Origin of the sequence: Roseateles aquatilis (assembly GCF_002205645.1) — a bacterium.
Taxonomy (GTDB): domain Bacteria; phylum Pseudomonadota; class Gammaproteobacteria; order Burkholderiales; family Burkholderiaceae_C; genus Roseateles; species Roseateles aquatilis.
This window is the reverse complement of the sequence record NZ_NIOF01000006.1, coordinates 111914-131875: the sequence shown is the minus strand read 5'-3', so window position 1 is coordinate 131875 and position 19962 is coordinate 111914. Positions and strand designations below refer to the sequence as shown.

17 protein-coding genes are annotated in these 19962 nt (G+C 70.7%); 5 read left to right on the top strand and 12 right to left on the bottom strand.

Annotated elements, in window-relative coordinates:
- Positions 1–225: 225 nt before the first annotated feature.
- The 6 genes from folK to murJ form a co-directional block, all read right to left on the bottom strand.
- Positions 226–738: a 2-amino-4-hydroxy-6-hydroxymethyldihydropteridine diphosphokinase gene (folK, locus tag CDN99_RS14840; RefSeq protein ID WP_088385639.1), complete on the bottom strand. Its 513-nt coding sequence runs from the start codon at positions 736–738 to the stop codon at positions 226–228.
- The gene (pcnB, locus tag CDN99_RS14835) at positions 735–2366 is read right to left on the bottom strand and encodes a polynucleotide adenylyltransferase PcnB (RefSeq protein ID WP_088385638.1); all 1632 of its coding nucleotides are present in this window, start codon (positions 2364–2366) and stop codon (positions 735–737) included. The genes folK and pcnB overlap by 4 nt, the downstream gene beginning before the upstream one ends.
- Positions 2359–3036, bottom strand: coding sequence for a histidinol-phosphatase (locus CDN99_RS14830; protein WP_088385637.1), 678 nt, complete (start codon positions 3034–3036; stop codon positions 2359–2361). The genes pcnB and CDN99_RS14830 overlap by 8 nt, the downstream gene beginning before the upstream one ends.
- Before the next feature lie 34 nt (positions 3037–3070).
- A complete protein-coding gene (locus CDN99_RS14825; RefSeq protein WP_088385636.1) occupies positions 3071–3742 on the bottom strand; it encodes an HdaA/DnaA family protein in 672 nt (223 codons plus the stop codon).
- Positions 3743–3918: 176 nt separating this feature from the next.
- Entirely contained in the window at positions 3919–4704 is a 786-nt protein-coding gene (locus CDN99_RS14820) for a SirB1 family protein (RefSeq protein ID WP_088385635.1), read from the bottom strand.
- 48 nt (positions 4705–4752) lie between these two features.
- On the bottom strand, positions 4753–6318 hold the full coding sequence (gene murJ, locus CDN99_RS14815) for a murein biosynthesis integral membrane protein MurJ (RefSeq protein ID WP_088385634.1): 1566 nt from the start codon (positions 6316–6318) through the stop codon (positions 4753–4755).
- A gap of 115 nt (positions 6319–6433) precedes the next feature.
- Here murJ and rpsT point away from each other — a divergent pair, with 115 nt between their 5' ends.
- Entirely contained in the window at positions 6434–6730 is a 297-nt protein-coding gene (gene rpsT, locus CDN99_RS14810; RefSeq protein ID WP_088385633.1) for a 30S ribosomal protein S20, read from the top strand.
- Between the two features lie 218 nt (positions 6731–6948).
- Here rpsT and CDN99_RS14805 read toward each other — a convergent pair whose 3' ends face one another.
- The 3 genes from CDN99_RS14805 to CDN99_RS14795 all read right to left on the bottom strand — a co-directional run bounded on the left by CDN99_RS14805 (position 6949) and on the right by CDN99_RS14795 (position 9331).
- Positions 6949–7752, bottom strand: a complete 804-nt coding sequence (locus CDN99_RS14805; RefSeq protein ID WP_088385632.1) for an alpha/beta fold hydrolase — start codon at positions 7750–7752, stop codon at positions 6949–6951.
- Complete coding sequence (locus CDN99_RS14800; RefSeq protein WP_088385631.1) at positions 7749–8801, bottom strand: M14 family zinc carboxypeptidase; 1053 nt, start codon at positions 8799–8801, stop codon at positions 7749–7751. The genes CDN99_RS14805 and CDN99_RS14800 overlap by 4 nt, the downstream gene beginning before the upstream one ends.
- Positions 8802–8995: 194 nt before the next feature.
- The gene (locus tag CDN99_RS14795; RefSeq protein WP_088385630.1) at positions 8996–9331 is read right to left on the bottom strand and encodes a DUF3579 domain-containing protein; all 336 of its coding nucleotides are present in this window, start codon (positions 9329–9331) and stop codon (positions 8996–8998) included.
- Between the two features lie 330 nt (positions 9332–9661).
- Between CDN99_RS14795 and CDN99_RS14790 the strand changes: the two genes are divergently transcribed.
- Both CDN99_RS14790 and argF read left to right on the top strand, forming a co-directional pair.
- Positions 9662–10879 carry an aspartate aminotransferase family protein gene (locus tag CDN99_RS14790; protein WP_088385629.1) on the top strand — a complete coding sequence of 406 codons (1218 nt, stop codon included), beginning with the start codon at positions 9662–9664 and terminating at the stop codon, positions 10877–10879.
- Positions 10876–11838: an ornithine carbamoyltransferase gene (argF, locus tag CDN99_RS14785; protein ID WP_088385628.1), complete on the top strand. Its 963-nt coding sequence runs from the start codon at positions 10876–10878 to the stop codon at positions 11836–11838. The genes CDN99_RS14790 and argF overlap by 4 nt, the downstream gene beginning before the upstream one ends.
- A gap of 65 nt (positions 11839–11903) precedes the next feature.
- On the opposite strand, the gene CDN99_RS14780 is transcribed toward argF, so the two are convergent.
- Entirely contained in the window at positions 11904–12821 is a 918-nt protein-coding gene (locus CDN99_RS14780) for a substrate-binding periplasmic protein (RefSeq protein WP_088385856.1), read from the bottom strand.
- 195 nt (positions 12822–13016) lie between these two features.
- On the opposite strand from CDN99_RS14780, the gene CDN99_RS14775 reads away from it, so the two are divergent.
- Both CDN99_RS14775 and CDN99_RS14770 read left to right on the top strand, forming a co-directional pair.
- On the top strand, positions 13017–13775 hold the full coding sequence (locus tag CDN99_RS14775; RefSeq protein ID WP_088385627.1) for a metallophosphoesterase family protein: 759 nt from the start codon (positions 13017–13019) through the stop codon (positions 13773–13775).
- Positions 13772–15274: a serine/threonine protein kinase gene (locus CDN99_RS14770; RefSeq protein ID WP_088385626.1), complete on the top strand. Its 1503-nt coding sequence runs from the start codon at positions 13772–13774 to the stop codon at positions 15272–15274. Before CDN99_RS14775 ends, CDN99_RS14770 begins: the two co-directional genes overlap by 4 nt.
- A 57-nt stretch (positions 15275–15331) precedes the next feature.
- On the opposite strand, the gene CDN99_RS14765 is transcribed toward CDN99_RS14770, so the two are convergent.
- Positions 15332–16501 (bottom strand): tetratricopeptide repeat protein, encoded by a 1170-nt coding sequence (locus CDN99_RS14765; RefSeq protein WP_088385625.1) that lies wholly within the window; start codon positions 16499–16501, stop codon positions 15332–15334.
- A gap of 387 nt (positions 16502–16888) precedes the next feature.
- The gene (gene pulA, locus CDN99_RS14760; protein WP_088385624.1) at positions 16889–19717 is read right to left on the bottom strand and encodes a pullulanase-type alpha-1,6-glucosidase; all 2829 of its coding nucleotides are present in this window, start codon (positions 19715–19717) and stop codon (positions 16889–16891) included.
- Positions 19718–19962 lie beyond the last annotated feature (245 nt).

Sequence of the window (19962 nt, the reverse complement as noted above, 5' to 3'; positions counted from 1 at the left end):
AACCTCACTGGGGCGCCGCCGGGTGCGTGCGCGACCGCCCCTGCTCACGCCGGTGCGATACGCGTCGTTTCATCATGAAATGTTCATCACCGCGTCATGCGGCAAACCCGCGAGTGTAGCGGGCCGGCGGCGCCGCGCCGGCGTTCGGCGACGGAAGATGCGAAGGAACACCCCGGTGAGCGGGGGTCGCCAGGCCGCGACGAGGGCGCGCCCGAAGGGGCTGGATCAGGCGGACGAGCCGATGGGCCACCAGCGCAGCGGCTCGTCGTCGCGCCGCAGCGCCTGGTCCGCCGTGGCGGGCAGATGGGGCGCCAGCGGGCCGAGGCCGGGCGCGGCCAACGCGGGATCCAGCTCCAGCAACGGCCTCAGCACGAAGGCGCGCTGGTGCAGGCGAGGATGCGGCACGGTCAGGAGGTCGAGGTCGACGGTCTGGTCGCCGTACAGCAGCAGATCGAGGTCGAGCGTGCGCGGCGCATGCCGGTACGGCCGCTCGCGACCGTGGCGCTGCTCGATGGCCTGCAGCGCCGCGAGCAAGGTCAGCGGCGGCAGGTCCGTCGCCACGCGAGCGACGGCATTCAGGTAGTCGGGGCCCTCGCAGCCGACCGGCGCGCTGCGCCAGGCCCCGGAGACGGCCTCCAATCGCAGGCCCTTGACGTCGGCGAGGTCGGCGAGCGCCGCCTCCAGCGTGTGCCGCAGGTCGCCAAGATTGGCGCCCAGGCCGACGTACGCCGTGATCATTCGCCCGAGCCGGCCGGCCCGGCATCCGCGCCGCCGGCGGCCTTCGGCTTGCGACGACGGCGGCGCTTTTTGGCCGGGTTGGCGCCGGCGCCCTCGCCGTCCGCGTCGGCCCCCTCGGCGGCGTCGCCCACGTCGAGGTCCAGCGGCACCGCGGCGGCCGATTCACCGCTCACCGCCGCGCCGACGGCGCCCCGCGGCACCGAGTGCACGCGGCCGCCGCCCGGCTTGGGCCGGCTGCGCGCGCCGCCCTGGCGCTGCGTCTCGCGCGCCTGATCCAGCAACGCGCGGCGCTCGTCCTCATCGCCGAGCGCGAAGTCTTCCCACCAGTCGGCCAGCGCCGGGTCGATCTCGCCCGCCTCGGCGCGCAGCGCCAGGAAGTCGAAGCCGGCGCGGTAGCGCGGCTGCTCGATCAGGCGATGCGGACCGCTGCCGGTGCGGCGCTCGAAGCGCGGCTGCATCATCCAGATCTCGCGCATGTCGGCGGCCAGCTTGCCGCGACCGGAGATGTCGCCCACGCGCGCGTCGAAGACCAGGTCGATCGCCTGCTGCAACGCCGGCACCGGGCCTTCGCCGCCATCGATCAGGCGCTTCCAGCGCTGCTGGACGTCGCCCCACAGCATGCAGGCCAGCATGAAGCTGGGCGCCACCGAGCGGCCTTCGGCCACGCGCTTGTCGGTGTCCTCCAGCGCCAGGCGGACGAACTTGCCGTGCACGTTGTCCGGCAGCGCGCCGTCCTTGTCCAGCACCGCGTCCAGGATGGGGAACAGGCCGCGCGCCAGGCCCTGCTTGCGCAGTTCCTCCAGGCTGGCCAGCGAGTGGCCGGTCTGCAGCAGCTTGATCATCTCGTCGAAGATGCGCGACAGCGGCACGTTGGCCAGCAGCGGCGCCATCGCCTGGATGGGGGCGCGGGTCTTGGGCTCGATCGTGAAGCCGAGCTTGGCGGCGAAACGCACCGCGCGCAGGATGCGGACCGGATCCTCGCGATACCGCGACTCCGGGTCGCCGATCATCCGCAGCACCTTCTTGCGGGCGTCGGCCAGGCCGCCGTGGTAGTCCACCACGATCTGGCGCACCGGGTCGTAATACAGCGCGTTGACGGTGAAGTCGCGGCGCGCCGCGTCCTCGATCTGCGGGCCCCAGACGTTGTCCCGCAGCACGCGGCCGCTGGCGTCGACGACGTGGGACTTGCCCTCCAGCGCGCCCTTGGATGTCTTCTCGTTGCCCTGCACCTGCTCGGCGTCGTCCTGCGTCAGCAGCGCGCGGAAGGTGGAGACCTCGATCACCTCGTGCTCGCGGCCGCGGCCGTAGACCACGTGGACGATGCGGAAGCGGCGGCCGATGATGAAGGCGCGGCGGAACTGGTTCTTGACCTGCTCCGGCGTGGCGTCGGTGGCGACGTCGAAGTCCTTGGGGCGGCGCCCCAGCAGCAGGTCGCGCACCGCGCCGCCGACGATGTAGGCCTCGAAGCCGGCATCCGTCAGGCCCTTGACGACCTTGACGCCGCGCTCGTCGAGCAGCTCCGGATCGATGCGGTGCTCTTCCGCGCCGACCTCGACGCGCTTGCCCAGCGGCGTGACGATGGCCGCTTCCGGCTTGCCCAACAGCTTGTTGATCAGTTTTTTAATCATTCGATTCGAACAGCTTCAATATTGGCCAGCCGCGCTCGCGCGCCACGGTTTCCAGCGCCGCGCTGGGGTTGGTGGCCACCGGGTGGCTGACCTGCTCCAGCAGCGGCAGGTCGTTCATCGAGTCGCTGTAGAAATGCACGCGCTCGAAGTCCTCCCAGCGCCGCCCCTGCGACGCCAGCCATTCCCGCACCCGCACGATCTTGCCGGCCTGGAACGAGGGCACGCCCTGAACCCGGCCGGTGAAGGCGCCGGCCGCGTCGCGCTCCAGTTGCACGGCGATCAGGTGATCGATGCCGAAGGCCTTGGCGATCGGCGCGGTCACGAATTCGTTGGTCGCGGTCACCACCACCACCAGGTCGCCGGCATCGAGGTGGCGCTGCACCAGTGCGCGCGCATTGTCGCGCAACATCGGGGCCACGATCCTGGCCATGAAGTCGACGCGGGCCGCCTCGGCCTCGGCCGCCGGCCGGGCGCGCCAGACGGAGGTCGCGAACTCGACGTACTCGTCCAGGTCGAGCTCCCCGCGCTGGTACTGCGCGTAGAAGTCGTCGTTGCGGGCCGCCCAGACGGCGCCGTCGGCCCAGCCGATCTCCACCATGTAGGCGCCGAAGGCATGGTCCGAATCCTGCGGGATCAGCGTGCCGTCAAGGTCGAACAGGGTCAGGTCCACGGGGTAAGTCCTTGAAAAACTTGAAACTTCGGGCTCAGAGTGCCGCCTGGTCGGCCAGCATCTGGCGCAGCAGCGGCACGGTGACGGCGCGTTTGCTGGCCATCGCGAATTCGTCCAGCCCGTCCAGCAGCGTCATCAGGTGCTTGAGGTCGCGGGCGTAGCGGGTCAGCAGGTAGTCCATCACGTCGTCGCTCAAGGCGATGCCGCGGCGGTCGGCCTCGCGGCGCAGCACGGCCCGGACCTCGGCCTCGGACAGCGGCTGCAGCGCGAAGGTCGGCCCCCAGCCGAGGCGGGTGCGCAGGTCCTCGCGCAACGCCAGGTCGATCGGCGGCGCGGTGCCGGCGGACACGACCGCCAGCCCCAGCGTGGCCGCCTCGACGAACAGCGCGAAGGCCGCGTGCTGCTGGCCCGGGTCGAAGCGCTGGCAGTCGTCCAGCAGCAGCAGGCTCGGATGGGTGGGCAGTTCCCAGGGGAGCGGGGTGTCGGCGTCATACCAGCCGACCTGCGCCCCGGCGGCCTGCCAGTGCTGGGCGAGCGCGCGCAGCACATGCGTCTTGCCGCTGCCGGGCGGGCCCCACAGGAACACCGGTGGCGAGCCCGCGCCCAGCCCCAGCACGTGGGTCAGGGCGGCGATGTTGGCGCCGGTCAGCAGCGTGTCAAAGGTGTAGTCGGGCTCCGGGCCCAGCGACAACGGGATTTGCTTCAAACCACTCAAACCTTGGATGGAGGGGAGCCGCGCCGGCGGTCGGCGCCGGGGCCCTGCCCTCGGGGATGCGGGTCCGGGCGTGGCGCCGGACTTGCGGCCGCGATTCTAAGCGGCGGCGTGTGACGTCCCGCCCGCATCGCGGCCCCGACGATCTCGGCGCCGCGCCCGCGCGCCGCTCAGTGCAGCGTGGTCGGACCGTGCCCGCCGCCCTCCCCGCTGCGGATCTGCTGCAGGCACTGCTCCAGCTCCGTGCGCTCCAGCCGGTCCTCCGGCAGCAGCACCACGAGCTTGCGTTGTACCGCCAGGAGGCGCGGCAGGTCCTGTTGCTCCATGTGGATCTGCTTCAGGTTGCGCAGCATGCGCGCCAGGATCTGCCGCGGCGACGCGGCGCCCAGGAAGTTGTCCATCGGCATCGGCTCGCCCGGCGCCAGGCCGGCGCGGTCGCGCCAGGGGCTCAGGAACTCGTCGAGTTCGCCCCGCCCCAGCGAGCGCCCGCTGAACGGATCCAGCACCACCTCGCCCTGCGGCAGCCGCAGCTTCATCAGGAAGTGGCCCGGGAAGTTGACACCCTTCACCCGCAGGCCGAGGTGGGAGGCCAGCTCGATGAAGATGATCGCCAGCGTGATCGGGATGCCGCGCCGCGTCGCCAACACCTGGTGGATGTAGCTGTTGCCGACGGCGTAGTAGTCGTTGACGTTGCCCGCGAAGCCGAGCTCGCCATGGAAGTACTGGTTGAGCATGCGCAGCCGATGGCTGGGCGGCGCGTCGGCGGGCAGGCGCTGGCGCAGCCGCTCGCCCAGGCGGTCCAGTTCGGCCATGACCTGCTGCACGTCCAGCCGGGGCACGTCGTCCAGCGCGATCGCGGTGGCGGCCTCGGCCAGGTTGAGCGTTTCGTCGTCGGCGACCAACGTCCCGAAATAGTCCAGCGCCGACGGCACCGTCCACTGCATGGGTGAACTCATGCGCCGGAGTCTACGCCCGCGCCGCGCGGCCGCGGAACCCGGCCGGGCTCATCCGCGGCGCGCGAACTGGCGCAGGTTCAGGCCCGTGCCCAGCAGCACCGCGAAGTACACCAGCGCCGAGCCGCCCAGGCTCATCGCCATCCAGCCGGCGCGGCGCAGCTCGTGATGCCCGCCGACCCAGTCGAAGTGCCGGGCCAGCCACCATTGCAGCGCGCCCATCGCCGCGCAGGCCACGACGACGCGCAGGAAGAACAGCAGCCACCCCGGTGCCGGCGTGTAGCTGCCCAGCCGGCGCAGCCCCATCAGCAGCAGCGCCGCGTTGATCGCCGCGCCCAGGCCGATCGACAGCGACAGCCCGGCCACGCCGATCTGCAGCCAGAACACGAAGACGGCGTTCAGCACCTGCGTCAGCACCAGCACCAGCACGGCGATGCGCACCGGCGTGCGGGTGTCCTGGCGGGCATAGAAGCCGGGCGCCAGCACCTTGATGCCGACCAGCCCCATCAGCCCGACGCCGTACCCCATCACCGCGCGCGCGGTGTGAGCGACGTCCGCCGAGTGGAACGCGCCGCGCTGGTAGAGCACCGCCACCAGCGGCTCGGCGAAGACCAGCAGCGCCACCGCGCAGGGCAGCGCCAGCAGCAGCGCCATTCGCAGGCCCCAGTCGAGCAGGGCGGAATACTCGGCCGCCTCGCCGCGCGCCTGGCTGGCCGCCAGCTGCGGCGTCAGCACGACACCGAGCGCGACGCCCAGCAGCGCGGTCGGAAACTCCATCAGCCGGTCCGCGTAGGTCAACCAGGACGCGGCGCCCTCGCCCACCGAGATCGCGATCTGCGTGTTGATCAGCAGCGACAGCTGCGCCACGCCCACGCCCAGCACCGCCGGCCCCATCTGGCGCAGCACGCGGTGGACGCCCTCGTTCGACGCGGCCCGGCGCAGGCCGGCGAAGCTCAGCGCGAAACGCGGCATCAGCCCCAGGCGCAGCAGCGCGGGCACCTGCAAAGCCAGTTGCAGCACGCCGCCGACCATCACCCCGATGGCCAGCGCGTAGATCGGCCGATAGCCCCACTCGCCCAGCACCGGCGCCAGGCCGTAGCCTGCGGCGATCGACGACAGATTCAACAGCACCGGCGTGACGGCGGGCACGATGAAGCGCTTCCAGGTGTTGAGCACGCCCGCGGCCAGCGCCACCAACGACATGCAGCCGATGTACGGGAACATCCAGCGCGTCATGACGACGGCGGCGTCGTGGGCCTGGTCCGGCAGCCCTGCGCCCAGCGCCCACACCAGCAGCGGCGCGCCAACGACGCCGATCGCGCAGGTCGCCAGCAGGGCCCACAGCAGTACGGTGGCGACGGCGTCGATCAGGGAGCGGGTAGCCTCGTCCCCGTCCTTGGCGCGCGCGCCGGCCAGCGCCGGCACGAACGCCTGCGAGAACGCGCCCTCGGCGAACAGCCGTCGCAACATGTTGGGGATGCGGAAGGCGACCTGGAACGCATCGGTCATCGCGTTGGCGCCGAACAGGCCGGCCACCATCTGCTCGCGGACCAGTCCCGTGACGCGGGACAACAGCGTGAACACCGAAACGACGGAAGCGGTACGCAGCAGGTTCATTCAGAAATCGGGAAACGGGCGACCGCGCATTATGGGTTCGCCGGCGCTCAGCCTTGGATTTTCGATTTGCGCCTGCTATACTCGCCGTCTTTGCACCAACTGGACCAATAAGACAATGGCAAGCTCTTCCAAAGCCAAGAAGAAAACCGTGCGTCTGGCCTCGGGCCGCAAGCGCGCACGTCAAGACGTCAAGCTGAACGCCGCCAACACGGCGCTGCGTTCCAAGTTCCGCACGGTCATCAAGAACGTGCAAAAGGCGATCGTCACGGGTGACAAGGCCAAGGCCGCCGACCTGTTCAAGACCGCCCAGCCCGTCATCGACTCGGTCGCCGACAAGGGCATCTTCCACAAGAACAAGGCAGCTCGTCACAAGAGCCGCCTGTCCGCCAAGATCAAGGCGCTGGCCGCCTGATAGCGAATCCAGCTCTGGTGCAGGAAAAGCCCGCCCTCGGCGGGCTTTTTCTTTGCGGCTTCGATTGGCGCTCCGCGTTGTTGCCAATCCTCGCCACGGCTGCGGTTTACGCCTGGCGGCGCATCCCCAATCGAAACCGCAAACACCCGGTGAAACGGCGATGCCTTCCGGGGCTGGCGGCCCTTTGACGCGGATCCTGAGGCGGCATCGAGGCCAGTTCAGAGCGGCATCGGCGAGCTCTGCCCCACCACTTCCCGCACGTGCAGCCAGTCGGCCACGTTGCGCGCGACCCAATCCCCATCGTCCAGCGGCAGGTCGTGCCCCGCGTGCGCGTGCAGCCGCAGCGGCGCGCCCCAGGCCCGGCTGATCGCCTGCGAGCAGCGCCAGTCCACCAGCGCATCCCCCTGGCTGCACAGCAGCAGCATCGGCGGCTCGGGCCGGGCCAGGCTGGCGCGGTATCGCGCCGCCGCCAGCAACTGGCGCAGCGCGTTGCGCCGGCGCACCGGATGCCGGCGCTGGATAGACACCCAATCCTCCAGCACCTGGTCCGGCTGCTTCTGCAGCCGCGTCGTCATCGACAGCACCCGCGCCTCGCGCTGGCGCAGGCTGAGCCGGAACAGGCTCAGCATCACCAGCGGCCAGTAATTCGACGGCCGCAAGCGACGGAAGAACGCGCTGAACGGCCGCAGGCTGGTGTTGATCAACACCACGGCTTGCAACTCGCCGGGGTAACGGCTCGCCCAGTCGCTCGCCACCATCGCGCCCAACGACATCGCCAGCACCTGGTACGGCGGCGGAACGCCGCGACGACGCAGTTCGCCGCGGCAGTCCTCCATCATGTCGGTGACATGCGTCGGGCTGCTCTGGCGGTGCTTGTCGCCGTTGCCCGGCAGGTCGAGCAACTCCAGCCGGGCCTCGGGCTGCTGGACGCGCAGCGCGCGCAGCAGCCGCACGGGGAAGTCCCCCCAATGGGCACTTTCGCGGGTCAGCCCCCGCAGCAACACCCAGGTCTGCTCGTTCATCGGACACTCCTCCGATACCAACGGATCAAGGCCTGCTCCCCGTGGTCCAGTCTTGTCTCCGGTCCCGGCAACCACCGGAACGCGCTCTGCGTCGCGCGAGTCATGAAATCCATCCAGGCCATGTGCCGGCGCAGCACGCGTTGTTGTCGATGTTCGATCAATGGATTGAACATGCCGTGCCGGGAGAGTAGCTGGCGCGGGTTTTTCTTCACCCACAGCCATGACCCCATTTCGAGCGTCATGGGCAGAAAGATCCCCCGATCGAGGGTGAGCGACTCGTCGTAGAGGTGGTCCCAGAGGTCGCCGTGGGTCAGGTAATGCCGGCTCTGCGGCTCCATGATGTAAGGGTGTGGCGAGAGCCCCTGGTCGAGCACCTCGCACAGCGCATGCACTTCGGCCAGGTGACGCATCGGGCGCCGGCTGCGGGCGTAAGGGAACCAGATGCGGTCATGCAGCCCGAAGCCGGAGTGGCAGTCGATCGTCAGCGAGACGGGCCGCCCGAGCAACTCCTCGCGGACCAGGCGACACAACGCCTCGCTCTCGGGTTGCATCGGCGCGCCGGCGGCGCCGCGGTACCACGGCAGGCGCGACGTCAACCGCTGGCCGCCGACCATGAACGGCACCGGATGCTCGGCGTCCTGCGGCGCGTTGCGCATCAGGTCGACCCCCTGCGGGTTCGCGCGCGAGCCGGTCAGCACACCGCCCGGATTGACCACCGGCAGGAAGACCAGCCGCAATGACTCCAGCTGCTGATGCAGGCTGAGGTCCCAGCGCAGGCGCCGCACCAGGCTGCCAAGGTAGGCCAGCACCACCTGCGCGCCGATGCGCTCCAGCCCATGCACGCCGCCGATGAACCCGAGCGCGGGCACCGAGGGGTCGGGGTTGCCCATCGTCACCGCGATCACGGGGAGTTCGCCGCCGGCCACAGGCACCCGCGCCAGCTCGCGCGCATGCAGCATCGAGCCGCCCTGATCGACCAGGCGCCTGAGTTCCTGCAGTTCCGGCAGGACGGGCGCGGTGGAGGCCGCGGCGGCGGAGAAAACGGCCATGTCTCCGGCCTTGTCGGGATGTCGAAGCGAACCGGCAAGGGTAGGCGCGCGGGCGCGCGCTGGCGATGGCCCGTTCGGGCCGCTGCGGCGTCGCGCCCTCACCAGCCCGTCAAGAAGCCCAGCGGCCAGGGCGAGGCATCAAGGACCGGGGACCAACGGATCAGGGAACGGGGGAGCGGAAAGGTCGAGCGGCGTCAGGCCTTGCCCGACTCGCCGCTGCCGGGCAGCAGGCAGGCGTCGACGACCTGCAGCTTGTTGTCACGGGCGAAGTTCATGACGAACTCCCAGGCCATCGGTTCGACGGACTTCAGCGCCTCGTTGACGATCACGCACTTGACGCCGTTGACGACACGGGGGACGCAGTAGGGGGAGTAGCCCAGGTAGGCGTCGCGACCGCTGCGCGTGCCACCGGGACGAAAGCAGGACATCGCGCCAGCCAGCCGCTCGGCCCAGTCGCTCGGGCGAAAGGTGCGTCCATCGGTGGTGATTCCCTGGATGAACACTTCTCGCGGCTTGGGCTGCTCAGTCATTGGCTACTCGGTCTCTCGCGTCCCGGCAAGCGGCGGTCGCAGAACGGTTCCAACACAGGACGCCGTATGGGGAGACAACCGCAGCAGGCAAAACCGCTATTGTGCCCTGGATGTGTTGCGCCGCAGCACACGGGGGCTTCTCCTCGCCCGTTGGTCAGCAGGCCTGGCCTCGCTGTCCAGGAGGAATCTCCTCGCGCGACAGGGTCGACCCGTAGAATCGGCCGCTCACGGCGACCCGGCGCCGGCCTCGCGGCCCGCCCTCGCCGCCCGGAGTTTCCCGCCGCGGCCGATGCCGCATATCCCCACCTCCTCCCTTGTTCTGGAGACTTGATGAACGCCCCGGACTCCTCGTTCGCCGCCCCCACCGAACCCCATGTGATGCAAACCTATGGCCGCCTGCCGATCGCGTTGTCGCACGGCGAAGGCGCCTGGGTGTGGGACACGGCCGGCCGACGATACCTGGACGCGCTCTCCGGGATCGCCGTCAACACGCTGGGGCACAACCACCCCCGGCTGGTGGCGGCGCTGCGGGACCAGGTGGGCAAGCTGATCCACACCAGCAACTACTACCACGTCCCGCTGCAGGAGGCGCTGGCCGCCAAGCTCTGCGAGCTGTCGGGCCTGACCAACGCGTTCTTCTGCAACTCCGGCCTGGAAGCCAACGAGGCGGCGCTGAAGATCGCGCGCAAGTTCGGCCATGACCGCGGCAACGACAACCCGGCGGTGATCGTGTTCGAGAAGGCCTTCCACGGCCGCTCGATCGCGACGCTGTCGGCCACCGGCAACCCCAAGGTGCAGGCCGGTTTCGGTCCGCTGGTGCCGGGCTTCGTGCGCGTGCCGCTGAACGACCTGCCCGCGATCGAGCAGGCGATCCAGGCGAACCCCAACACCACCGCGATCTTCCTGGAGACCATCCAGGGCGAGGGCGGCATCAACCCCGCGCGGCTGGAATTCCTGCAGGGCCTGCGCCGCCTGTGCGACCAGCACGACCTGCTGTTGATGCTGGACGAAGTGCAGTGCGGCATCGGCCGCACCGGCAAGTGGTTCGCGCACCAGTGGGCCGGCATCGTGCCGGACGTGATGCCGCTGGCCAAGGGCCTGGGCTCGGGCGTGCCGATCGGCGCGGTGGTCTGCGGCCCGCGCGCGGCCAAGGTGATGGGCCCGGGCAACCACGGCACCACCTTCGGCGGCAATCCGCTGGCGATGCGCGCCGGCGTGGAGACGCTGGCGGTGATGGAGGCCGACGGCCTGCTGGCCAACGCCTCGCAGATCGGCGCGGCGCTGAAGACGGCGCTGGAGCAAGGCCTGGCGGGCGTGCCCGGCTTCTTGGAAGTGCGCGGCTTCGGCCTGATGATCGGCATCCAGCTGGACCGCCCCTGCGGCGCGCTGCTGGGCCAGGCGCTGGACGCCGGGCTGCTGATCAGCGTCACCGCCGACTCGGTGGTCCGCCTGCTGCCGGCGCTGATCCTGACGCGCGCCGAGGCCGACGAGATCGCCGCCCGCCTGGTGCCGCTGATCAAGGCGTTCCTGGCCACGCCCCAGCCATGAAGCCGGGGGACAGCCTGATGCGTCACTACCTGCAGTTCAAGGACCTGCGCGCCGAGGAATACGGCCACCTGTTCGACCGCGCCTCGATCATCAAGCGGCGCTTCAAGAACTACGAGCGCTACCAGCCGCTGGCGGACCGCACGCTGGCGATGATCTTCGAGAAGGCCAGCACCCGCACGCGGGTCAGCTTCGAGGCGGGCATGTACCAGATGGGCGGCTCGGTGGTCCACCTGACCACCGGCGACAGCCAGCTGGGCCGCGCCGAGCCGATCGAGGACAGCGCCCGGGTGATCAGCCGCATGGTCGACATCGTCATGATCCGGACCTTCGAGCAGACCAAGATCGAGCGCTTCGCGGCGCACTCGAGGGTGCCGGTGATCAACGGCCTGACCAACGAGTACCACCCGTGCCAGATCCTGGCGGACCTGTTCACGTTCATCGAGCAGCGCGGCATGGACCGACGCGGCGCGATCGACATGGACTGCCTGAAGGGACGCGTGGTGGCCTGGGTCGGGGACGGCAACAACATGGCCAACACCTGGCTGCAGGCGGCGGAGATCCTGGGCTTCACCGTGCACGTCAGCACGCCCAGCGGCTATGAGGTCGACCCGGCCGTGGCCGGCATCAAGGACACCGGCTGCTACAAGGTCTTCAAGGACCCGAAGGAAGCCTGCCGCGGCGCCGACCTGGTCACGACCGACGTCTGGACCAGCATGGGCTACGAGGCCGAGAACGAGGCGCGCCGCGCCGCGTTCGCGGACTGGTGCGTCGACGCCGGCATGATGGCGATGGCCAAGCCGGACGCGCTGTTCATGCACTGCCTGCCCGCGCACCGCGGCGAGGAAGTCGCCGCCGACGTCATCGACGGACCGCAGTCGGTGGTCTGGGACGAGGCCGAGAACCGCATGCACGTGCAAAAGGCGCTGATGGAGTACCTGCTGCTGGGCCGGATCGGCTGAGGCCCGGCCCCGATCTCCAGCGACAAGGCCCGCCTCGCGCGGGCCTTGTTTCATCCGGCCTCGCCCTACTTCGGCATCACCAGCGGCTTCAGTCCTTCCTCGAAGGATCCCGCCGGGTAATGCCGCTGCACCGACTTCCAGACCGCGCCCGACTTCGCGCTGCGCTCGAGCGCATCCAGCAGCACCTCGCGATCCTTGGCGGGCAGATGGCGCGACAGGTAGACGCCGCTCTCGCTCCAGCCCAGCTCGGCGATCGATTCGAAGCGCAGTCGCTCCACCAGGCCCCGGGTCTTCGAGTCCTGCAGCAGCGTGCCGGTGAAGATCGACGGCGCCATCAGCGTCACGTCGGCCAGGCTGCGGTCCAGCGCGCGGGCGACCGAGGCGGCGTCCGCCTCCATCATCAGGCGCTTCTGCGCGCGCAGCTTGTGGATCAACTGCTGGTAGCCCTCGCCGTAGTCGAAGCCCCGGACCAGCGCCACGCGCAGCTCGCGGCGCTCGGCCAGGTCCGCCAGGCTTTCGATGGGCGCGCGATCCGAGGCCAGCGAGATCAACATCGGCCGCACCCGCATCATCGGCACGAACTCGCCGCGCAGGTCCCGCGTCGCCGTGCGCGTGGCCGGCACCAGCAGGTCGGCAGTGCCGCCGCTGAACATCGCCTCCAGACGCGCGCGAGGCACGACGACGATCTCGAATTCACAGCCGGTCTCCGACGTGATCTTGCGCAGCACGTCCGGGTAGACGCCGGCCACCTCGCCGCCGGACGCCACGACGCTCATGCCGATCGGCGACACCGGCACCCGCAGCGGCCGGGAGCAGTCCGCCCGCGCAAGGCCCGCGCCCAGCGCCAGGCCGACCGCCAGCAGCAGGCCGACGCGCCGACGCGCGCGCTCCGGCGCCGCATGCGCGCCTGCCCGACCGCCGTCTGCCCGCAGACGGTGCCCGGCGCGTTGCCCGCCGGGCGGATCGATTTCCGCTGACTTCATCGTCATGTCGCTCCCATGCAGGACTGCCGACCGCCACCACGCGTCGCGCGGCATCTGCCTGACGTCCCGTTCGCCACCCAGATTAGCAAAGGCCCAAGACGATTCGCAGCGCGTAAGCCCTGTCTCCACCCATTCGAAGGGAGGGATGTCCCCGCTCAGCGGCGCGTCAGCCGCGCGTGGCATCCTTGCCGTCTGATGAAAACCGCATTGATCTCCGACCTCCACGCCAACCGCCAGGCCTTCGCCACCGTGCTGGACCACGCCCGGCGACAGGGCGCGGGGCACTTCGCGCTCCTGGGGGATTACGTCGGCTACGGCAGCGATCCGGGCTGGGTCGTCGACCAGGTGCGCGCGCTGCGCGCGGAGGGCGCCACCGTGGTGGCCGGCAACCACGACCTGGGCGTGTCGCAAGGGCCGCGCGCCGGCATGAACGAGGACGCGCGCGCCGCCATCGAGTGGACGCGCTCGCGCCTGAGCGAGGACCAGTTGCGTTTCCTCGCGTCGCTGCCGATGTCGGAGGAGGACGAGGACTGCCTGTACGTGCACGCCAACGCCTTCGACCCGTCCGGCTTCGCCTACGTGCAGGGCCGGCTGGAGGCGATGCGCAGCCTGCACGCGACCGAATGCCGCTACACCTTCTGCGGCCACATGCACGAGCCGATGCTCTATCACCTGTCGGGCACCGGCAAGGCGGGCGACTTCAAGCCGCAGCCGGGCATGCCCATCCCGCTGCTGCCCAACCGCCAGTGGCTGGTGATCCCGGGCGCCTGCGGCCAGCCGCGCGACGGCAACCCGGCCGCCGCCTACGCGATCTTCGACCACGACAGCGAGGAGCTCACCTTCCAGCGCGTCCCCTACGACGTCGAGGCCGCCGCCGCCGCGCTGCGCGCCGCGCCCGGCCTGCCGCCCGCGCTGGCGGAGCGCCTGGCCACCCGACTGGTCGCCGGCCGATGAGCGACACGCCGACGCCCGCGCCGACGCCCGTCCCCACGCCACTGCAGCCGGGCCAGGTGCTGGACGGCTTCGTGCTGGAGGCCCGCCTGCACCAGGGCGGCATGGCCAACCTCTGGCAGGTGCGGCGCGAGGCGCCGCTGCCCGGCGAAGACTTCCCGCTGATCATGAAGGTGCCACGCATCAAGGGCGGCGAGGATCCGGCCAGCATCGTCGGCTTCGAGGTCGAGCAGATGATCATGCCGGCGCTCAAGGGTCCGCACGTGCCGCGTTTCGTCGCGCGCGGGGACTGGCGCCGGCAAGCCTACATCGTCATGGAGCGCATCGAGGGCGACAGCCTTCGCCCGCGCCTGGACCAGGCGCCGCTGCCGCTGGTGGAGGTGGTGGAGATCGGCATCCACGTCGCGCACGCGCTGACCGACCTGCATCGCCAGCACCTGGTCCACCTCGACATCAAGCCCAGCAACATCCTGCTGCGGCCGGACGGCACGGTGGTGCTGGTGGACTTCGGCCTGTCGCGCCACGACTTCCTACCGGACCTGCTGGAGGAGGAGTTCTCGCTGCCCATGGGCACCGGGCCCTACATGTCGCCGGAGCAGGTGCAGTTCGTCCGCAACGATCCGCGCAGCGACCTCTTCGCGCTGGGCGTGATGCTGTATCACCTGTCCACCGGCGAGCGGCCCTTCGGCCAGCCGAGCTCGGTGCGGCAACTGCGCCGCCGGCTCTACATCGACCCGATCCCGCCGCGCGCGATCCGGCCCGAGCTGCCGCCCTGGTTCCAGGAAATCGTGCTGCACTGCCTGGAGGTGCACGCCGAGCGCCGCTACCAGAGCGCCACGCAGCTCGCGCTGGACCTGCAGCGGCCCGACGCCGTGCCGCTCACGGCGCGCGCCCACAAGCTGCAGCGCAGCGGCCTGATCCGGCGCTTCAAGCGCTGGTTCCTGGCGATGGGCGAGGAGCCGCAGGCCCCGGCCTCGGTCGGCGCGCAGGTGGCGCGCAGCCCGGTCATCATGGCGGCCGTCGACGTGCAGGGCGCCACGCCGGTGCTGCTGGAGGAACTGCGCGAAGTGGTGCGGCGCCTGATGCAGACCGAGCCCGGCGCGCGGCTGGCCTGCGTCAGCGTCATGAAGACGGCGCGCATCGGCATGGACGAGCTCACCGACGCGCAGGGCCGCAGCCATCACGTACAGCAACTGATCGCGCTGAAGAACTGGGCCCATCCGATGACGCGCGAGCTGGCGCTGGAGGACGGCCGGCTGACCTTCCACGTGCTGGAGGCGCCGGACGCGGCCGATGCGCTGATCGAGTTCGCCGCCAAGACCGGCGTCGACCACGTCGTGATGGGCGCGCGCGCCAGCTCGGCGCTGCGGCGTTACCTGGGCAGCGTGTCGGCGCAGGTGGTGACGCAATGCGCCTGCACCGTCACCGTGGTGCGCGAGCCGGCGTTGCCCGACGACTCGCCGGGCAGCGGCTCGCTGATCAGCCCGTCCGCGACCAACTGACCCCGCCCACCGGGCGGATCCAGCGGACCGGCGCCACGGCCGACGGGGCCTGCCGCCTCACTGCACCACGGTCTTCGCGCGCAGCATCTTCGCCCGCAACGTGTCGAGCTTGGCGGTGTAGAGCTGGCGCTGCTTCGCCGTGGTGCTGAACTCCTCCGCCTTGGTCAGCTCGGTCCGCACGTCGTCCCACCGGCCCAGGCCCAGGTTGGCCATCGCCATCCAGAAATGGAACTCGTGGTAGTAGGCCGAGCGGTCGATCTCCTTGGCGAAGAGCTCGCGGGCCTTCGCGTAGTCACCGGCCTTCATCGCCAGGATGCCCATGTCGTAGAACTTGAACGGCGGGTAGGGCTGGATCTGCGCCAGCTTCTCCTCCCACTGCCTGGCCTCGGCGACGTTGCCGGAGAACCGCAGCGCCTGCGCCAGGTTGGACATCGCCTGCTGGTTGGCCGGCTCGTGCTGCAGCACGGCGCGGAAGGCGCGCTCGGCCAGGGCGGTGTCGCCATGGCGGCGGTAAATCACGCCCAGCGTGTTGAGCGAGGCGAGCAACCGCGGCTCGTGCAGCCATGCGGCGCGCGCCCACCAGTAGGCGCGGTCGAGCTGGGCCTGGCTCATCAACTCGGCGGCGCGGTTGTTCATGTACATCGCGACGATGGTGCGCTCCTCCAGCGGGATCGCGCGCTGGGTGCTGATCTTCGCGCCGGGCAGGAAGTCCACGACCAGCGACGCCCCCTCGTCGCCCAGCACGCGGTAATCGGTCTGGCGCCGGCCGAGCGCGATGTTGACGTGCCCTGACACGACCTGCAGGTCGCCGACGCGGCTCCACTGCTCCTCGTCGTAGATCTGCCGGAAGGTCACCGGCAGGCCCAGTTCGCGCGCGAAGACCGCCGTCATCATCGCCAGCGACAGGCAGTTGCCGGCCTTGGCATCGAAGGCCTGGGCGGCGGTGCGCGTCTCCTCGGCGTCGTATTCGAGTTGCAGCTCGCCATGCGTGTAGAGCGCGTCCAGCAGCTGATTGCGAGCGTCGCGGATGTCGGTGATGCCGCTGTTGCGCGGCACGCGCGTGCGGATGAACTCCCGCATCTGCGGCGTGATGGCCATCACCTGATCGGGATCGATCACGTCGCGCACCGGCTGGAAGCGATCGTCATGGATCAGCGCGGCCTGCTCGGCGGGCGTGGCCTGGTAGACCGTCGCGCAGCCGGTCAATGCCGCGACGGCGCCCAGCACCAGCGAGGCCGCCCAGGCCCGCGGCGAACGCCGCGCCGCGCCCGACGCCGCCTTGCTCGCCCCCCCGTCGCCGCCCCCTGCCTCATCCGGCGCTCGGCACCGCGATCGAAGCGGAGCCGCCTGCGGCGACCGGTCCACGGGGTGCGTCCTGGACGACGCGGCAGAGGCAACGACGGAAGCATCCATGTTCATCTCCAGTGCGACCTCGACGGGGGCGCTGAACGGGATGCTAGCCCTGCCCGCCACGCCGCGCACAACCGCGCGACGGACGGGGGCTTGCACGGCGCGAACGCCGTCACGGCGAGGACGACCCCGGCCTCCGACGAAGGCCGCGGCGCCCAGCCGGGCCGCCGTCGAAGGACGCCGGGCCGCGCGCCCCGCCCGGTCTCAGCGCTCGACGACGAACACCGCGACGCCGCGCGCCGGCACCTCGAAGCGTCCGGCGGCGCCGTCCGCGGATGCGCCCTCCCGGACGCGCTGGTCGGCCGCCGACTCGGCGCGTTGCACCGGATGCAGGCGCCAGGCGTGGCCGGCCTCCTCGGGCAGTGTCAGACGGGCCGGCGCGTCGCCGGCGTTGATCAGGTACAGGACGCGCTCGAAGCCGGCGTCCGCGCGGCCGGCGCCGTCCAGCCGTCCGGCGATCAGCCCCGGTTGCTGCGTCGGACCGGTGTTGTAGAAGCGCAGCCGGCGGCTCACCTCACCCGCGTCGGCAAGCCGCAGCAGCGGCGTGCTGGCGCGGATGCGCAGCAGGTCGAGGAACACCCGGCGCGTCCAGTCGATCTGCGCCGGGCCGGGCTTGATGCCCGCGTCGGCCAGCAGCGGGCGCAGCAGCGCGTAGTCGCCGCCGTTGTCGCGCCTGGGCGGCAGGCCGGCGCCGAAGCCGTTGTCCCGGCCGCTCCAGTCGAGCCGGTTGAACCAGTCCCCCGAGTCGTAGCTGTTGCGATCCATCGACTTGGAGCGCAGCAGCTCGCCGCCCGCATGGAAGTAGGCCACGCCCTGGCTCAGCGCATTGATGCCCAGCGCCACCGCCTGCGCGCGGGCGCGCTCCTCGGCGCTGGTCGAGCGCGGCAGCTTCAGCACGAGCGCGTCGAACAGCGTCTGGTTGTCGTGGTTCTCGACGTAGTTCACCACCTCCGCCGGCATCGATGCGTAGCCGGCGGGCTGGTCGCCGTAGCGCATGCGCTCGCCGGTGAGGCGCCGGCCGTCGGCGGTCTCCAGCTCGAAGCCGCGCAGCGTCCCGGCCAGGCCCAGCTTCAGCAGATCGCCCTGCCGCAGCCACTCGGCGCGCCGCGCCGCGTCGCCGGGCGGCGCGGGGATCAGGAACCCGGGGTGCCGCATCGAGGTCGCGGCATCGTCGCCCGCCGCGCCGCCGCGCACCGCGTCGCGGCCGCGGTCGCTGAAGGTGCCGATGGCCGTGCCGTTCAGCGACAGCTGCGAGGCCTGCACGAAGCGCCTGCCGTCTGCCACCTCGCCGAAGTTCCAGCCCTCGCCGATCAGTTGCACGTCGCGGCCCAACTCGCGCTTCAGGCGCGTCTGCAACGTCTCCATCACCGCGCGCGGCTGATGGCCCATCAGGTCGAAGCGGAAGGAGACGATCTTGTACTCGCGCGCCCACAGCACCACCGAGTCGACCAGCAGCTTGCCCATCATCCGGTGCTCGGTGGCGGTGTTGTCGCAGCAGGTCGAGCGCTCGACGCGGCCCAGCGCGTCCAGCCGCTGGTAGTAGCCGGGCACGATGCGGTCCAGCACCGAATGCGGGTGCTGGCCCGAGGCGGTGGTGTGGTTGTAGACCACGTCCATGCCCACGCGCAGCCCGGCGGCGTGCAGGGCCATCACCATGGCGCGCAGCTCGCGCACCCGCACGTCGCCGTTGACGGCATCGGTCGCGAAGCTGCCTTCCGGCGCGCTGTAGTGATAAGGGTCGTAGCCCCAGTTGAAGCAGTCCTTGTCGGCGACAGCCGTCACCGCGGCCTGCTGCGCCTCGCTGTCGGGCGGGGCGTCCGGCACCTTGGGTACGACGCAGCCGCGCTCGGGCACGGTGGCGAGGTCGAAGATCGGCAGCAGGTGCACGTCGGTCAGCCCCGCCTCGCTCAGCGCGCGCAGATGCCGCATGCCCTGCGATCCCGCCTGCGTGAACGCCACGTACTTGCCTCGCATCGGCGCCGGCACGGTGCGGTCCTGCAGCGAGAAGTCGCGCACGTGCAGCTCGTAGACGACCATGTCGGTCGGCGTCTTCACCCGGTCGGGGATGCGGCTGCGGGTCCAGCCGCGCGGCTGCAGGCGCGGGTCGGCCAGGTCGGCGACGTAGCTGCGCGCCGAGTCGGCCGACAGGCTCACCGAATAGGGGTCCGTGACCAGGTTGCGCACGCGGCCCAGGCCGGGCACGAAGACGTCGACGAGGTAGCGGTAGTACTCGCCATGACGCACCTCCGGCGTGGCGGTGGACCAGATGCCGGTGCGGTCGTCCCGGGCGAGCGGCACGCGCGACCGGGCCGCCTTCGTCGGGCCGCCGTAGACGCAGAGCGCCACCCGATCGGCCGTCGGCGCCCACAGCTTGAAGGCCGCGCCCTGCCGCGTCACGGACACGCCGAGCGCCTGCTCCTTCTCCGCGTCCCCGTAAAGCTCATCGAGCGCGCGAGCCGTCTGCATCGAGCTCCAGCGCAGCACGCGGCCGTCGGCATCCTCGACGGTCAGCAGCGACTGGCCACGATGCAGCGTCCGCAGCGTGTTCCGGTCGACGGCACCGTCGGACGAGGGGGTCGCCGTGGTCGACGCGGGCAACGCCAGATCCGCGCCTTCGCCGAGATAGGCGCCCTGCGCGACCAGCCCGGCCGTGAGCGGCTCGCTCGTCGGCATCAGCGCGACGCTGCGATCCGCGCCGCCGAGACGCCCGTCCACGATCCGCAACCCGCCCTGCGCCGAGTGATGCCATCGCACCACCTGCCCCGCCGCCAGCGTCAGCCCCGGCCAACGCAGCCGGCGGGCATCGAGCCACACGGGCTGTGGTGCCGCGTCGGGTTTCGCGAGGCTCGGGGACAGGGACGACAACGGCGTCGCCAGATCGGCTTGGCAGGCAGCCAGCGTGTCGTCCCGTGGCGCGCGGTCCGCGGCCCGCGCCGCCGTGATCGGCAGTCCCGCCCACATCACGACGCCTCCTGCGAGCGTCAGCGCCGCCAGGCGCGGCAAGGTGCGGAACGAAGGCGGTCGCGATCCCATCGGGTCTCCATCGGGCATGTTGTTCTTCGGCCCGGCTGGGCCTTCAACGATAGTAGCAAAACTACATCCACGAACGATCAGGACTTCCCTTCATTCCCCAATCCTTCTATGCTGCGCCGCGCCTGTCGGTTCATCGAAGTCAGGGACTCAGCCGATTCGTGCAGTCCGCGCGACGCCTTCAACGACGATCGAGCGACGACTCATTCCGTACTTTTGCTACAAACAACAAGACATGGAGACCGCCG

Bases quoted from the DNA above. Each gene is read 5' to 3' on its own strand.
- folK (WP_088385639.1), bottom strand. From the start codon at position 738: ATGATCACGGCGTACGTCGGCCTGGGCGCCAATCTTGGCGACCTGCGG.
- pcnB (WP_088385638.1), bottom strand. From the start codon at position 2,366: ATGATTAAAAAACTGATCAACAAGCTGTTGGGCAAGCCGGAAGCGGCC.
- CDN99_RS14820 (WP_088385635.1), bottom strand. From the start codon at position 4,704: ATGAGTTCACCCATGCAGTGGACGGTGCCGTCGGCGCTGGACTATTTC.
- murJ (WP_088385634.1), bottom strand. From the start codon at position 6,318: ATGAACCTGCTGCGTACCGCTTCCGTCGTTTCGGTGTTCACGCTGTTG.
- rpsT (WP_088385633.1), top strand. From the start codon at position 6,434: ATGGCAAGCTCTTCCAAAGCCAAGAAGAAAACCGTGCGTCTGGCCTCG.
- CDN99_RS14805 (WP_088385632.1), bottom strand. From the start codon at position 7,752: ATGAACGAGCAGACCTGGGTGTTGCTGCGGGGGCTGACCCGCGAAAGT.
- CDN99_RS14800 (WP_088385631.1), bottom strand. From the start codon at position 8,801: ATGGCCGTTTTCTCCGCCGCCGCGGCCTCCACCGCGCCCGTCCTGCCG.
- CDN99_RS14795 (WP_088385630.1), bottom strand. From the start codon at position 9,331: ATGACTGAGCAGCCCAAGCCGCGAGAAGTGTTCATCCAGGGAATCACC.
- CDN99_RS14790 (WP_088385629.1), top strand. From the start codon at position 9,662: ATGAACGCCCCGGACTCCTCGTTCGCCGCCCCCACCGAACCCCATGTG.
- argF (WP_088385628.1), top strand. From the start codon at position 10,876: ATGAAGCCGGGGGACAGCCTGATGCGTCACTACCTGCAGTTCAAGGAC.
- CDN99_RS14780 (WP_088385856.1), bottom strand. From the start codon at position 12,821: ATGAAGTCAGCGGAAATCGATCCGCCCGGCGGGCAACGCGCCGGGCAC.
- CDN99_RS14775 (WP_088385627.1), top strand. From the start codon at position 13,017: ATGAAAACCGCATTGATCTCCGACCTCCACGCCAACCGCCAGGCCTTC.
- CDN99_RS14770 (WP_088385626.1), top strand. From the start codon at position 13,772: ATGAGCGACACGCCGACGCCCGCGCCGACGCCCGTCCCCACGCCACTG.
- pulA (WP_088385624.1), bottom strand. From the start codon at position 19,717: ATGGGATCGCGACCGCCTTCGTTCCGCACCTTGCCGCGCCTGGCGGCG.